This window comes from Tardiphaga sp. 841_E9_N1_2, assembly GCF_051811065.1.
Lineage (GTDB): Bacteria > Pseudomonadota > Alphaproteobacteria > Rhizobiales > Xanthobacteraceae > Tardiphaga > Tardiphaga robiniae.
In genome coordinates, this window is sequence record NZ_JBPWQC010000001.1 from 3,847,542 (window position 1) to 3,860,214 (window position 12,673).

The window sequence follows — 12,673 nt, forward strand, 5'->3', positions numbered from 1 at the left end:
ACACTGACGTCGCTAACGATTTGTTAAGTCGTGATCAGCACGCGATTGATAGCAATCGGCACGTGGAATGTGAGTCGCTAACGTGCTCGCATTCATCTCGCTTGGTGCCGTTCAAACGCCAAGATGCGCACGTAGCTCAGCTCGGCCGGCGCGCGACACCGGCCAATGGTCTTCATAATCATGCAAGCGCAATTGCCATGCCCCGCTCGACCGGCGCACGACCTCGCGCACGAACTGATGATTGACGACGGCCGTGCGATGAATACGAACGAACCAGCCCGGCGGGATCAGGCCCAGCCACTGTGTCAGCGGCCTTGGATCGAGCACCATCGCGCCATCTACCAGCCACACCTCGGTATAGTCTTTGGACGAGCGCAGGCCGACGATTTCGGTTAATGGCGTGCCGAGAATGCCATGCGCGCGACGTAGGTAGATCAGTGCGGGATACGCAGCCTGCGAATCTTCCACACCAGAGGTGATCGGCGACCGGCCATAGCGCGCCGCCGCGATGAGATCGGCACAACGAAACAGATCAGCGATTTCATCCGACCACCGGCGCGGCGCCTCGACGGCATCGAAACCGATGCAGGCGACGAGCCTACCGTTATGAAACACCGGCACGCTGAGTACGCTTTTGTTGTTCTGCCTGATAAACTCAGCGCGCAACGCACCGGCGCTGCGCGGCAGTGCCTCGATGTCATTGACCATCACAGCCTGCCCCAGGATTAGCCGTTGATGCAGCCAGCCGATCATTGTGACCGGCACATGCTGCAGATCCTGCACAAAGGATCCGGCTCCGCCGCGACTCCACTCATGGGTGTTACGAAAACGCAGATGGTCGGCATCGTATTCGAACATCCATGCGCGATCTGCTTCGGCCTCCACGCCTATGACTTGGAGTATTTCGGCAATCGCCGCATCAAGTGGCCGCGTCAGCAGCAGCATCGCAGTGTCAAACACCCAGCCCGATTGCGACGCCGCAACACGATCATCGCGGCTGACGAACTCCCAGGGCTGGGCTGAATTGGATGACAACTGCAATGCTCACGGTAGTGATCACAAGCTTTACCCAACCATATTACCTTAGACAACGTGTCAATCCCTGCAGCGTGGCGACTATTCCATCGCGGCACCCAGGCATCCACATCGTGCGATGCGCCGCGATCTTGGGCAGTCTCCGGTGCCACAACCAGCATTGCAGCGTCCGCTTTTGGCGATACATTGAAGCAAAGCGCATTCGGAGACTGCCGGATCATGCTGCGATTTCTGCCTGTTGTCCTCGGCGCCCTGACTTGTTGGGCAATGAGTTGGGTTGTTACCCCAGCACTCGCGCAAAATGCCCCGCGCGGCAGTGAGTGTCTGGCAATGGCCACACGGCCACCACTCGCAATTCCAGTCAGTTTGCGTCGGACTGCTGCGAAGGCCGATGAAGTCTCCATCACCTATGCCGGGCACTCCACCTATTACATCGACACACCCGGCGGCGTGACCATCGCCACCGACTATAACGGCATCTACAAGCTCGATCGCATCCCGGATGTGGTGACGATGAACCGGGCCCACAGCACCCATTACACGCTGTATCCCGACCCGCGCATCAAGACGGTATTGCATGGGTGGGGCGAGAGTGGACAGCCGGCGCAGATCCATGAGCGCATCGGCGACGTGCTGATCCGCAACGTCACGACGGACATCCGCCGCTACTATGGCGATGACGCCGGCGGCGAGATGGTGAAGGACGGCAATTCGATCTTCATCTTCGAGGTTGCCGGCCTATGCATCGGCCATCTCGGCCATCTGCATCACAAGCTCGACGAGAGCCACTTCGCCGCGATCGGCCGGCTCGACATCGTGATGGTGCCGATCGATGGCAGCTACACAATGTCCCTCGACGGCGTATCCGAGATCACCAAGCGGCTGCGCGCCTCGGTGGTGCTGCCCATGCATCGCTTCATGACACCGCTCAGCGACTTCATGACAAAGATCGGAAAAGATTTCGAAATCGACCAGCGCAGCGCCCAAACGCTGACAATATCACTCAATGCGCTGCCCAAGGCACCGACGGTGATTATTCTCAACGGGGTTTGACGCGCCGGCGAGGCTGAAGCAGGCAGAAGCTGAAACGCTACACCTCTTCCGCGACCACCATATAGTTCACGTCCATATCGGACGACAGCGTCCAGCGGTCACCGAGCGGATTGTAGACCACGCCAGATTGTTCGGTGATTTCCAACTTGTTGCGCGACAGATGATGCGCGAGTTCGTCCGGCGTGACGAACTTGTCCCACTGATGGGTCCCACGTGGCAGCCAGCGCAGCACATATTCGGCGGCGACGATGCCGAGTGCAAAGCTCTTCCAGTTTCGGTTTAGCGTCGAGACCACCATCAGGCCACCAGGCTTCAGCATCGACGCGCAGCGATCGAGGAATGCGCCGACATCGACCACGTGTTCGATCACTTCCATCGCCAGCACGATGTCGAAGCGCTCACGCACGTCCATCTCCTCGACGGTGGTGCAACGATAATCGATCGACAGATGCCCTTTGTCTGCGTGCAACTTAGCGGCGGCGATATTGGTGGCGGAGGGATCGATACCGATCACCTGTGCGCCGAGCCGCGTGAACGGCTCACACAGCAAACCAGCCCCGCAACCGATATCGAGCATGCGCAAGCCACTCAGGCAATTGAGACTGCGAACATTACGATCGAACTTGCGGCAGGCGGCGTCGCGAATATAGGTCAGGCGCAGCGGGTTGATCTTGTGCAGCGGCGCCATCTTGCCGCGCGGATCCCACCACTCCTCCGACAGCTTCGAGAATTTCGCGACTTCGCTGGCATCGACGGAGGATGCGGAAGCGTCGGAGAAGTTTGCTTGGATGGCCATTGTGGAGCCGTTGTCCTATCGCGCTGTGATGTGGCTGCGAAATGCGAGTGGTGACGCGATCATCTTGATGATCTCTTCATCGTCACCCATGTTCTCGATGGCGATGTCACCATAATTCAAGATACGTCCCAGAATGCTCTGATTGACGCTGACGCTTGCGACCTTGTCGATACTGATCTCGAAAGTCTTGCGCGTGATGAAGCCTTCCTTGTGCACGACCCGCAGCGTGGTGACATCCGTCTCGGTCGTCCAGCGCTGGAACCAGCCCTTCATCGACCAGTACAGCGCCGCGAAGGCCACTACGGCCGAAGATGCCAGGCAGAGCAGAACAAGGGTTTCGTTGATCGCGTAACGCGTCAGGACCAGCAAAGCCGCGGAGACAATCCAGGCCGCGATGGCCGGGACATAGACCACCCAGTGCAAGTTGCTGGAATACAGCACCTTCTCGCCCGGCTGCAGGATATCGTCGATATAGCGCCCCATAAACCGTCCAAAATGCCCTGTCTCGGTGCGTTCTAAGGGACCAGGAGCCCGGGTTGCTTGCCCCCACCCTCGCCGCTATGTATACGCGCGTTTTCGCCCGCGTGCGTAGTGCGCGGTATCTTTACCCACTGTCGTCAGGGAATGCACCACTCGTCATGGGCCGGCTCGTAATGAAATTCGGCGGTACGTCCGTCGCCAACATCGACCGCATCCGCAACGTCGCGCAGCACGTCAAACGCGAGGTCGATGCCGGTCATGAGGTCGCGGTCGTGGTGTCTGCGATGTCGGGCAAAACCAACGAACTGGTGGCCTGGTGCACCGAAGTGTCGCCGATGCATGACGCCCGGGAATACGACGCCATCGTTGCGTCCGGTGAGCTCGTGACCGCCGGCCTGCTGGCGATCGCACTGCAGACCATCGGCATCCAGGCCCGCTCCTGGCAGGGCTGGCAGATCCCGATCAAGACGTCGGACGCCCATGCCTCGGCCCGAATCGACGAGATCGACGGTGACAAGCTCATCAAGCGCTTCAAGGAGCGCAAGGAAGTGGCCGTCATCGCCGGATTCCAGGGCATCCATGCCGAGACCGGCCGCGTCACCACGCTCGGCCGCGGCGGGTCCGATACCTCGGCAGTGGCAATTGCCGCCGCCGTCAAGGCCGACCGCTGCGACATCTATACCGACGTGGACGGCGTCTACACCACCGATCCGCGCGTCGTGCCGAAGGCACAACGCATGAACAAGGTGGCGTTTGAGGAAATGCTGGAACTGGCGTCGCAGGGCGCCAAGGTCCTGCAGGTCCGCTCCGTGGAACTCGGCATGACCCACAATATGCCGATTTTCGTGCGCTCAAGTTTCGACAAACCCGAAGACATCGACCCGCACGGCACCCCGCCGGGCACGCTGATCTGCAGCGAGGAGGAAATCATGGAAAGCCACGTCGTTACCGGAATCGCCTTTTCCAAGGACGAGGCCCAGATTTCCGTCCGCCAGATCGAGGACAAGCCGGGCGTCGCCGCCTCGATCTTCGTGCCGTTGGCCGAAGCCAACATCAATGTGGACATGATCGTCCAGAACGTCTCCGAAGACGGCAAGACCACTGACCTGACCTTCACCGTCCCGGCCACCGACTATGCCCGTGCCAAAGAGACCATCACGGCGGCCAAGGCCAAAATCGGCTATGCCCGCATCGACAGCGCGACCGATGTCGCCAAGGTCTCGGTGATTGGATCGGGCATGCGCAGCCATGCCGGCGTCGCCGCGCAAGCTTTCGCCGCCCTTTCCGAGCGCCAGATCAATATCCGGGCAATCACCACGTCCGAGATCAAGTTCTCCGTCCTGATCGATACAGCCTATACGGAACTGGCGGTTCGCACCCTGCACACGCTGTATGGTCTCGACAAAGCGTAGAAAATTTTTCCTGAAACATCCGTTATTTTGATGTGAACGGTGTGTTTCTTGTCTGGCAGGTGTTTTGCTTGGCAAAACAAGCCTCAATTCGCTATACGGCCTGCATGGGCAGCCGTTGCGGCTGAGGGCGCCGTTTCGGACAATCTGATACGGTTCTGTCGCTGCGCCTCTTGTTGCGCGGCGGTGCAAATTCTATTGTTTTCTGAGGCTTAGCGTCGGCGCACGGCTTTTGTCAGGTGTCGGCCTCGTGGGGAGGGTGTCGGCACATGCGGAGCGCGTCGGGTGGCCCCCGAGTCTTGCTGAGACGGCTCCGCGAAGTGATGGCGGAGCAGGTCAGCGCTCAGGAACGCCTCGACAAGATCGTGGTGCTGATCGCCGCCAATATGGTGGCGGAAGTCTGCTCGACATACGTGCTGCGCGTCGACAATACACTCGAGCTCTACGCCACCGAAGGCCTCAACCGCGACGCCGTCCACCAGACCGTGCTGAGCTCCCATGAAGGCCTGGTCGGTCTGGTCGCCTCCGAAGCCACGCCGCTCAATCTCAACGACGCGCAGAGCCATCCGGCGTTCTCGTTCCGCCCGGAGACCGGCGAAGAGATCTATCACTCGTTCCTAGGCGTGCCGATCCTGCGCGCCGGCAATACGCTCGGCGTGCTGGTAGTGCAGAACCGCGCCAAGCGCACTTATGTCGAGGAAGAAGTCGAGGCACTGCAGACCACCGCCATGGTGCTGGCCGAGATGATCGCCTCCGGCGAGCTATCGGCGCTGGCGCAGCCGGGCGCCGAGCCCGCTGCGCGGCATTCCCTGCACAAGACCGGCGCTATCCTTTCCGATGGCATCGCGCTCGGACATGTAGTGCTGCACGAGCCGCGCGTCGTCATCACCAATTACATCGCCGAAGACCTGCCGAAGGAAATCAAACGGCTGGACACCGCGCTGACCAAGCTGCGATCGGACCTCGACCGCATGCTGGAACGCGGCGACGTCGCCGACGGCGGCGAGCATCGCGATGTCCTCGAAGCCTATCGCATGTTCGCCAATGACCACGGCTGGTCGCACAAGCTGCACGAAGCCGTCGCCACCGGCCTCACCGCCGAAGCTGCCGTCGAACGCGTGCAGTCGGATACCCGTGCGCGCATGCTGCGTTCCACCGATCCCTATCTGCGCGACCGCCTGCACGATCTTGAAGATCTCGGCCACCGCCTGATGCGGCAGCTGGTCGGCCAGGATCACGCGCCGTCGCGCGAGCAGATGCCGGACAATGCGATCCTGATCGCACGTGCGATGGGCCCAGCCGCCCTCCTCGACTACGATCGCAAGAAGCTGCGTGGCCTGGTGCTGGAGGAAGGTACGGCTAATTCGCATGTCTCGATCGTGGCGCGCGCGCTCGGCATTCCCGCGATCGGCGAAGTCGCAAATGCGCCGGGCATTGCTGATCCAGGCGACGCCGTCATCGTCGATGGCACCTCGGGCTCGATCTATATTCGGCCCTCCGCCGAGATCGAATCCGCTTATGCCGAACGCGTGCGGTTCCGCGCACGGCGACAGGCGCAGTATTCAGCGCTGCGCGACCTTCCCTGCGTAACCAAGGACGGCCAGAAGGTCGACCTGCTGATCAATGCCGGTCTGATCATCGACCTGCCGCATATCGACGATACCGGCTCGGCGGGCATCGGCCTGTTCCGCACCGAACTGCAATTCATGGTCGGGGAAAGCCTGCCCCGCTCCAGCGATCAGCTGGCGCTGTATCGTGCGGTGCTCGATGCTGCCGGCCCCAAGCCGGTGACGTTCCGCACCCTCGATATCGGCGGCGACAAGGCGCTCCCTTACATGGAGACCATCGTCGAGGAGAACCCGGCGCTAGGCTGGCGCGCGATCCGTCTTGGCCTCGATCGACCCGGCTTGCTGCGCGGCCAGATCCGCGCATTGCTGCGCGCCGGCGGCGGCCGCGCGCTGCGCATCATGTTCCCGATGATTTCGGAAGTGGCCGAATTCGATCAGGCCAAGGCGATCATCGAACGCGAGCTGACTTATTTGCGCCAGCACGGTCATGCCCTACCCGAGCGAATCGATGTCGGCACCATGATCGAGGTGCCTGCGCTGGTCTATCAGCTCGACGAACTCCTGAAGAAGGTCGACTTCGTCTCGGTCGGCTCCAACGACCTGTTCCAGTTCCTGTTCGCTGTCGACCGCGGCAATGCCAAGGTGTCGGAACGCTTCGATACGCTGTCGGCGCCGATCCTGCGCGTACTGCGTGAGATCGTGCAAAAGGGCGACGCCGCCAAACGTCACGTCTCGCTGTGCGGCGAGATGGCCTCGCAGCCGATCGGCGCGCTGGCGCTGATTGGCATGGGCTATCGCTCGCTGTCGCTGTCGGCCACCGCGCACGGCCCCGTGAAGGCAATGATTCTCGACCTCGATGCCAAAAAGGCCGAGGCGCTGATGACACAACTGCTCGACGCCCCCTCGGGCAGCGTCTCGATTCGGCAGAAGCTCACCGAATTCGCTGAGGCCGAGGGACTGTCGTTGTAGCGAGGCTCTTGCCCGCACGACGCACCTTTCCCTTTCTGCGATCTCCGAGACGTCCCCATGTCCATGCTGCCTGAAGCCAAACTCGACGTTCTCCTCGCCCATCATGCCTCGCTCGAGGCACAACTGATGGGTCAGGTCAGCGCCGAGAATTATGTGAAGATGACGCGCGAGCTGTCCGAGCTCAATCCGCTGATCGACGCGGTGAAGACCTATCGCGGTGCGCTTGCAGAGATCAAAGATATCGATGCGATGATCGCCGACACTTCGACCGATGCGGAGATGCGCGAGATGGCACAGGCCGAGCGCCCGGCGCTGGAAGAACGCATCGAGGCGCTGACGCAGGAAATCCGCGTGGCGCTGTTGCCGAAGGATGCGATGGACGAGCGCAACGTGGTGCTGGAAATCCGTGCCGGCACCGGCGGCGACGAGGCTTCACTCTTCGCCGGCGACCTGTACCGGATGTATGAGCGTTTTGCGGCACTGGCCGGCTGGAAGGTCGAGGTGATTTCGGCGTCCGAAGGCACCATGGGTGGCTACAAGGAAATCATCGCCGAGGTGAAGGGCCGCGGTGCTTTCGCCAAGTTGAAATTCGAATCCGGTGTACACCGCGTGCAGCGCGTGCCCGATACGGAAACTCAGGGGCGCATTCACACGTCGGCGGCAACGGTCGCTGTCATGCCCGAAGTCGAAGAAGTAGATATCGACATCAAGCAGGACGACCTGCGCATCGATACGATGCGCGCCCAGGGCGCCGGCGGCCAGCACGTCAACAAGACCGAATCAGCGATCCGCATCACGCATATCCCGACCGGCATCGTGGTGATGATGCAGGACAGCCGCTCGCAACATAAGAACCGCGCTTCGGCGATGAACATCCTGCGCTCGCGCATCTATGACGCCGAGCAGCAGCGTATCGATTCCGCCCGCTCGGCCGAGCGCAAGGAGAAGGTCGGCTCCGGTGACCGCTCGGAGCGCATCCGCACCTATAATTTCCCGCAGGGCCGCGTCACCGACCACCGCATCAATCTCACGCTCTACAAGCTGCCGCAGGTGATTGCCGGCGAAGCGTTGGGCGAACTGGTCGATGCGCTGACGACAGAGCATCAGGCTGCACAACTCGCTGCCCAGGGCGACGCGGCGTGAGCGCCGGCGACATGTTCGCCGGACAGAGCGTCGAGAACGCACGACGCTCATTGACCAATCTGCTCCGCACCCACAGCATCGATTCCGCTGAACTCGACGCGCGCTTGCTGACAGGCGACGCGCTCGGACTCGATCTGACCGGGCTGATCTCGGCTGCGAATCGCATCTTGACGTCCAATGAAGCGGCGCAACTTGCCCGCTTCGCACAGCGCCGCATCGATGGCGAACCCGTGGCCCGTGTCCTAGGCATGAAAGAATTCTGGGGTCTGCCGCTGCAGCTATCGCCCGACACGCTGGTGCCCCGTCCCGATACCGAAACCCTCGTCGAGGCGGCGCTCGAACTTCTCGATGCGACAGGTCCGCGTGACCGTCCGCTTGTGATCGCCGATCTCGGCACAGGCTCCGGCGCAATCCTGCTGGCGCTGCTTTCGGAGTTAACCAACGCCACCGGCATTGCGACCGATATCAATCTCGACGCCCTGCGAACGGCTCGCTCCAACGCTGCGCAACTTGGCTTGATCGAGCGCGCCCATTTCGCTGTCTGCGACTATGCCTCAGCCCTGGCTGGCGGCTTCGACCTGATCGTCTCCAATCCGCCCTATATTCCCTCGGCCGACATTGCCGGCCTCGACATCGAGGTGCGCGACCACGACCCGCTCCGCGCCTTGGATGGTGGAAAAGACGGACTAAATGCCTATCGAACCATCGCCCCCGAAGCCGCCCGGTTGCTGGTGCCCGGCGGCCTCCTGGTGGTCGAGGTGGGCCACGACCAAAGCGACGATGTCGCCGGTCTGATGACGGTATCCGGGTTAACCCTGCCGGGGCCGGCCAAAGCCGATCTGGGCGGCATTCGCAGGGCGGTATCGGGACAAAAAAAGCCCCGATAAAGCCTTCTTGCGACAGAAAAAACCACTTGGAATATCCCCGGGGAGCGACTACCTTCCTGTCACAACATCGGTTCAGGGTTGGCTCGCCCCGTAGATTTACGGCAGGAAGCCAGAATTCTCGCTAGAGAGCCCGTCCGGGTGAAAGGTTCCAACAGGCAGGTTTGGTTGAGCGCGATGGCTGAGAGAGCTGCGCTGCTCGCGACCGCAAAGCGAACGAAAGCCTGATATTGCGCTTTAAACTTCACGCACAGAAGCCTGACCTTGTTTCGGCAGGTGGGTGATTTGGTCCGGCTGGCATCGTCAGCGGGCGGTTGGGGAACGCGTCTTTGTTGAACGCGAATGACGGCAAGATCGATGCAGCAAAGGTCTGCACGACGATTCGGGCGCTTCACGCGTCCGCATCCCGCAATGTGCTGCGGCAATCATCTCTTTGAAACATAGCTCTGTGACACTCTGGATCGATAACTGAAGGCGACACATGCGAAACGGTCAGAACAACAACAACAAGCGGATGCGGAACAACAACAACCGCAACAACAATAATAATAACAACAATAACAATCGGCGCGGCCAGAACCCGATGACCCGGGTCTTCGAATCGAATGGCCCCGACATCAAGATCCGCGGTACCGCCTCCCACGTCGCAGAGAAGTACGTCCAGCTCGCCCGCGATGCGCGCAGCTCCGGCGATCCCGTTGCTGCCGAGAACTACTATCAGCACGCCGAGCACTATTTCCGCCTGATCGCCGCCGCGCAGGAGCAGTTCCGGCAGAATCAGCCGCAACCGCGCACCGAAAACGAGATGCCGCCTGAGGACAACGATGACGAGAGCGAGAGCTACTCGAACTTCGGTGCCGAGCCCGGTTTCGTGCCGGTACAACAGCAGCCCTTTGCGCAGCGCGAGCAGCCTCCGCAGCGTGAGGGTGGTCAGCCCTATCAGCAGCGCGGCGAACAGCCCTATCAGCCCCGCGAGAACAATAATCGCGAACACCGTCAGCAGAATCAGCCGCAGGGCCAGCCGCAATATCAGCCGCAACCGCAGCCGATGATGCCGGTCGGCGATGGTGTCGATCGTCTGCCTTCTTTCATCACGGGTGGTGCGCAGCCTCAGCCGGGTGCTGCTCCAGGCGGCTTCGAACAGAATGCTGGTGGGGAGCGCTTCCCGCCGCGTCGTCGCCGCCGTCCGCACGGTCCTCGCCCCGACGTTGCTGCAGCTGGCGCGCCGGCAGAAGCACCAAGCGACGATTTCAATCCGGGCAACTCATAAGCCCAGCCGCTCTCCGGCGAGAGAGCGCACATCACAAGGCTTAGATTGGCCGTGGCTCAAAAAGCCGCGGCCAATTCTTTTGCGCCTGGCAGATTGCTGTTGCTGTCCATTCGCGCATTGGTAACTGCGAGTAGCTTGGCCACGGTATTGTGGCGGATCGCCACCGGATTGCGCTCATACCCGCCACGCTGGAAGAAGTTCGCCGTCGGCACCTGTTCACGCATCGCCAGCGGCATGGTCACCATATCGAAGCCGTTGCCATCGCCAGTGAGATTCATCATCTCAAGCTCGGCTGCGCTGAGCGGGCGATCAAACCCGCGGACGCGGGCAAAATTCACTGACGTCAGTAGTTTGTGGACCTGCAATTGCGGGCCGATATCCATGTCCAGCACCAGCGCATGCATGGCCCAGCCCTGCGGGGTCGTGCCAAGCTTCTCAAGCGCGCTCCAGTTTTGCGGAACAGTGCGCACAGTCGCCTGCATGCGCTTGAAGACCGCAATCTTGTGATCCATCGCCTTACGCTGCGGGCCCGAGAGCGCCGATGCCTTCTCGGTCAGAACTTTCAAAATCTGAGGCCCCTGTTCAGCAACGAGCGTCGTCGTATTGGCTGTGAGCAGCTGATTGTAGCCGATAGCGGTGGAGATCGCGCGAGACCCCGGACGTGACGGGTTCAGGCCCGACTGCATGTCATGGCCGCCATTGCCACCGGTCTCGAAGGAATAGACGCGTACCGCAATGTCGCGTGTCAGCCCGGCCTGCAGGGCGGCACGAGCATAAGCGCGCTTGAACTCCATCTCATTGGCAGGCCGCTGCGGCACGAACTGAAATTGCTCCCTCGCCGCCGCGAGGAAATCCGCCACCACCGGAAGATCCTTGCGGACGCGCGGATCGCTATCCTCGGGCTCCGGATTCACCGGACGTTTTGGTCCTTCATAAAGCGGCGCCTGTTCCAGCACGTAGTCATTCAGCGTGATCTGCTGGCGGTCGCGGCGCTTGGCATTGCGGATTTTTCGCTTCTCAGAGATTGCATCCCAATAGGCACCGGCCTCCTGATCGAAGGCCGCGCGCGCTTCCTGATATTCCGCAAGCTTGCGTCGGTATTCTGCGACGGCCTGCGGCGAGGCGCCCTGCGCCATCGCATTGGCAACGCCTGCCGGTAATTGGGCGGAATCCAGCGCATAACCGACCGGCATGAACAAAAATACCGCGAGCGGGACAGTGGCAGTAAAGGTGCGAATCAAATGAGACATGGGACCTGTCGAGATGTCAGCCGGCATAGCCGGCCATGCAGAGGAATGAGGCGGGACGCCGCCCCGCGCCCGTCCCAGGCGGGTCAAACATACCCCGCTTAAAATGACGTTGGATGAGTTTGGTGAACAATGTCTTTCCAAGGCCGGACGCTGCCTGCGCTGACACGTCGCGCCGGGGAGCAGAATCACTTCCACGCGAAGACCGGCTGCTCCAGCTCGGCCACACGGGTGGTGCGCCCCGCAAGAACTTCGCTGAACTGATAGATCAGCGCGGCGGTCGGCGCGTGAATAAAGTGGCCGAAATGGCTGTAGCGGATCAGACGCCGGTCGCTCTCGGGAATGGCAACGAAATCGAACGCCTGCGGCCGCGCGATCTGCGACAGCGCAATGCGATGAACCGAGGCGACCTCATCGGGGTTCGGCATCAATTGAACGCTGTCGTGCGCCCACATGACGACAGGCGTGATCAGATAGCCGGAGCGGGTCGGGTAATCGTCGAGGACGCCGATGACATCGTCCTGCGTGAGCTGCAGACCGAGCTCCTCACGCAACTCGCGGATTGCCGCCTGCACGGGTGTCTCACCAGGATCGCAGCGACCGCCAGGAGGCGCCCATTGATTACTGTGAGCGCGCAGACCGGACGCGCGTAACGTCAGCAACAGTGAGGTCTCCAATTCGGGTGCGGCTTCAACCATCACCAGGGCCACCGCCGCACGCTTCAGCCCCGAAGCGTACTGGCCCTCGACGATCCGCGTGAATGCGGCTAGGCGAGTCTCGATCATTGTTCGGGTGGCGGCATTGAACGGCAGGATCATC

The 12,673-nt window shown here is 61.4% G+C and carries 11 protein-coding genes; 6 read left to right on the forward strand and 5 right to left on the reverse strand.

The window, feature by feature from the left end:
* Nucleotides 1–111: 111 nt before the first annotated feature.
* A complete protein-coding gene (locus AB8A50_RS18540) occupies nt 112–945 on the reverse strand; it encodes a LytTR family transcriptional regulator DNA-binding domain-containing protein (protein WP_439078533.1) in 834 nt (277 codons plus the stop codon).
* A 309-nt stretch (nt 946–1,254) separates the two neighbouring features.
* On the opposite strand from AB8A50_RS18540, the gene AB8A50_RS18545 reads away from it, so the two are divergent.
* Nucleotides 1,255–2,088, forward strand: a complete 834-nt coding sequence (locus AB8A50_RS18545) for an MBL fold metallo-hydrolase (RefSeq protein ID WP_439078534.1) — start codon at nt 1,255–1,257, stop codon at nt 2,086–2,088.
* A 37-nt stretch (nt 2,089–2,125) separates the two neighbouring features.
* Here the strand turns inward: AB8A50_RS18545 and ubiG are convergent, their stop codons facing one another.
* Together ubiG and AB8A50_RS18555 are read right to left on the reverse strand one after the other, a co-directional pair.
* Complete coding sequence (gene ubiG / locus AB8A50_RS18550) at nt 2,126–2,884, reverse strand: bifunctional 2-polyprenyl-6-hydroxyphenol methylase/3-demethylubiquinol 3-O-methyltransferase UbiG (RefSeq protein ID WP_439065181.1); 759 nt, start codon at nt 2,882–2,884, stop codon at nt 2,126–2,128.
* 15 nt (nt 2,885–2,899) lie between these two features.
* Complete coding sequence (locus AB8A50_RS18555; RefSeq protein ID WP_089267719.1) at nt 2,900–3,367, reverse strand: PH domain-containing protein; 468 nt, start codon at nt 3,365–3,367, stop codon at nt 2,900–2,902.
* A gap of 155 nt (nt 3,368–3,522) precedes the next feature.
* On the opposite strand from AB8A50_RS18555, the gene AB8A50_RS18560 reads away from it, so the two are divergent.
* The 5 genes from AB8A50_RS18560 to AB8A50_RS18580 all read left to right on the forward strand — a co-directional run bounded on the left by AB8A50_RS18560 (nt 3,523) and on the right by AB8A50_RS18580 (nt 10,607).
* On the forward strand, nt 3,523–4,776 hold the full coding sequence (locus AB8A50_RS18560) for an aspartate kinase (RefSeq protein WP_089267720.1): 1,254 nt from the start codon (nt 3,523–3,525) through the stop codon (nt 4,774–4,776).
* 266 nt (nt 4,777–5,042) lie between these two features.
* On the forward strand, nt 5,043–7,310 hold the full coding sequence (ptsP, locus tag AB8A50_RS18565) for a phosphoenolpyruvate--protein phosphotransferase (protein ID WP_089267721.1): 2,268 nt from the start codon (nt 5,043–5,045) through the stop codon (nt 7,308–7,310).
* Nucleotides 7,311–7,367: 57 nt separating this feature from the next.
* A complete protein-coding gene (prfA, locus tag AB8A50_RS18570; protein ID WP_439078535.1) occupies nt 7,368–8,453 on the forward strand; it encodes a peptide chain release factor 1 in 1,086 nt (361 codons plus the stop codon).
* Nucleotides 8,450–9,340, forward strand: coding sequence for a peptide chain release factor N(5)-glutamine methyltransferase (gene prmC, locus AB8A50_RS18575; protein WP_093757485.1), 891 nt, complete (start codon nt 8,450–8,452; stop codon nt 9,338–9,340). Before prfA ends, prmC begins: the two co-directional genes overlap by 4 nt.
* Before the next feature lie 478 nt (nt 9,341–9,818).
* Nucleotides 9,819–10,607: a DUF4167 domain-containing protein gene (locus tag AB8A50_RS18580; protein WP_309942441.1), complete on the forward strand. Its 789-nt coding sequence runs from the start codon at nt 9,819–9,821 to the stop codon at nt 10,605–10,607.
* A gap of 56 nt (nt 10,608–10,663) precedes the next feature.
* Here AB8A50_RS18580 and AB8A50_RS18585 read toward each other — a convergent pair whose 3' ends face one another.
* Nucleotides 10,664–11,800 carry a hypothetical protein gene (locus AB8A50_RS18585; RefSeq protein ID WP_439079995.1) on the reverse strand — a complete coding sequence of 379 codons (1,137 nt, stop codon included), beginning with the start codon at nt 11,798–11,800 and terminating at the stop codon, nt 10,664–10,666.
* A gap of 242 nt (nt 11,801–12,042) precedes the next feature.
* Nucleotides 12,043–12,672: an NUDIX hydrolase gene (locus AB8A50_RS18590; protein ID WP_439078536.1), complete on the reverse strand. Its 630-nt coding sequence runs from the start codon at nt 12,670–12,672 to the stop codon at nt 12,043–12,045.
* Nucleotide 12,673 lies beyond the last annotated feature (1 nt).

What these genes read in the sequence shown, in the direction of transcription:
- AB8A50_RS18585 (WP_439079995.1), bottom strand. Translation starts at nt 11,800, where the DNA reads ATGCCGGTCGGTTATGCGCTGGATTCCGCCCAATTACCGGCAGGCGTT.
- AB8A50_RS18545 (WP_439078534.1), top strand. Translation starts at nt 1,255, where the DNA reads ATGCTGCGATTTCTGCCTGTTGTCCTCGGCGCCCTGACTTGTTGGGCA.
- AB8A50_RS18580 (WP_309942441.1), top strand. Translation starts at nt 9,819, where the DNA reads ATGCGAAACGGTCAGAACAACAACAACAAGCGGATGCGGAACAACAAC.
- AB8A50_RS18540 (WP_439078533.1), bottom strand. Translation starts at nt 945, where the DNA reads ATGCTGCTGCTGACGCGGCCACTTGATGCGGCGATTGCCGAAATACTC.
- prfA (WP_439078535.1), top strand. Translation starts at nt 7,368, where the DNA reads ATGTCCATGCTGCCTGAAGCCAAACTCGACGTTCTCCTCGCCCATCAT.
- ptsP (WP_089267721.1), top strand. Translation starts at nt 5,043, where the DNA reads ATGCGGAGCGCGTCGGGTGGCCCCCGAGTCTTGCTGAGACGGCTCCGC.
- AB8A50_RS18560 (WP_089267720.1), top strand. Translation starts at nt 3,523, where the DNA reads ATGGGCCGGCTCGTAATGAAATTCGGCGGTACGTCCGTCGCCAACATC.
- AB8A50_RS18555 (WP_089267719.1), bottom strand. Translation starts at nt 3,367, where the DNA reads ATGGGGCGCTATATCGACGATATCCTGCAGCCGGGCGAGAAGGTGCTG.
- AB8A50_RS18590 (WP_439078536.1), bottom strand. Translation starts at nt 12,672, where the DNA reads ATGATCCTGCCGTTCAATGCCGCCACCCGAACAATGATCGAGACTCGC.
- ubiG (WP_439065181.1), bottom strand. Translation starts at nt 2,884, where the DNA reads ATGGCCATCCAAGCAAACTTCTCCGACGCTTCCGCATCCTCCGTCGAT.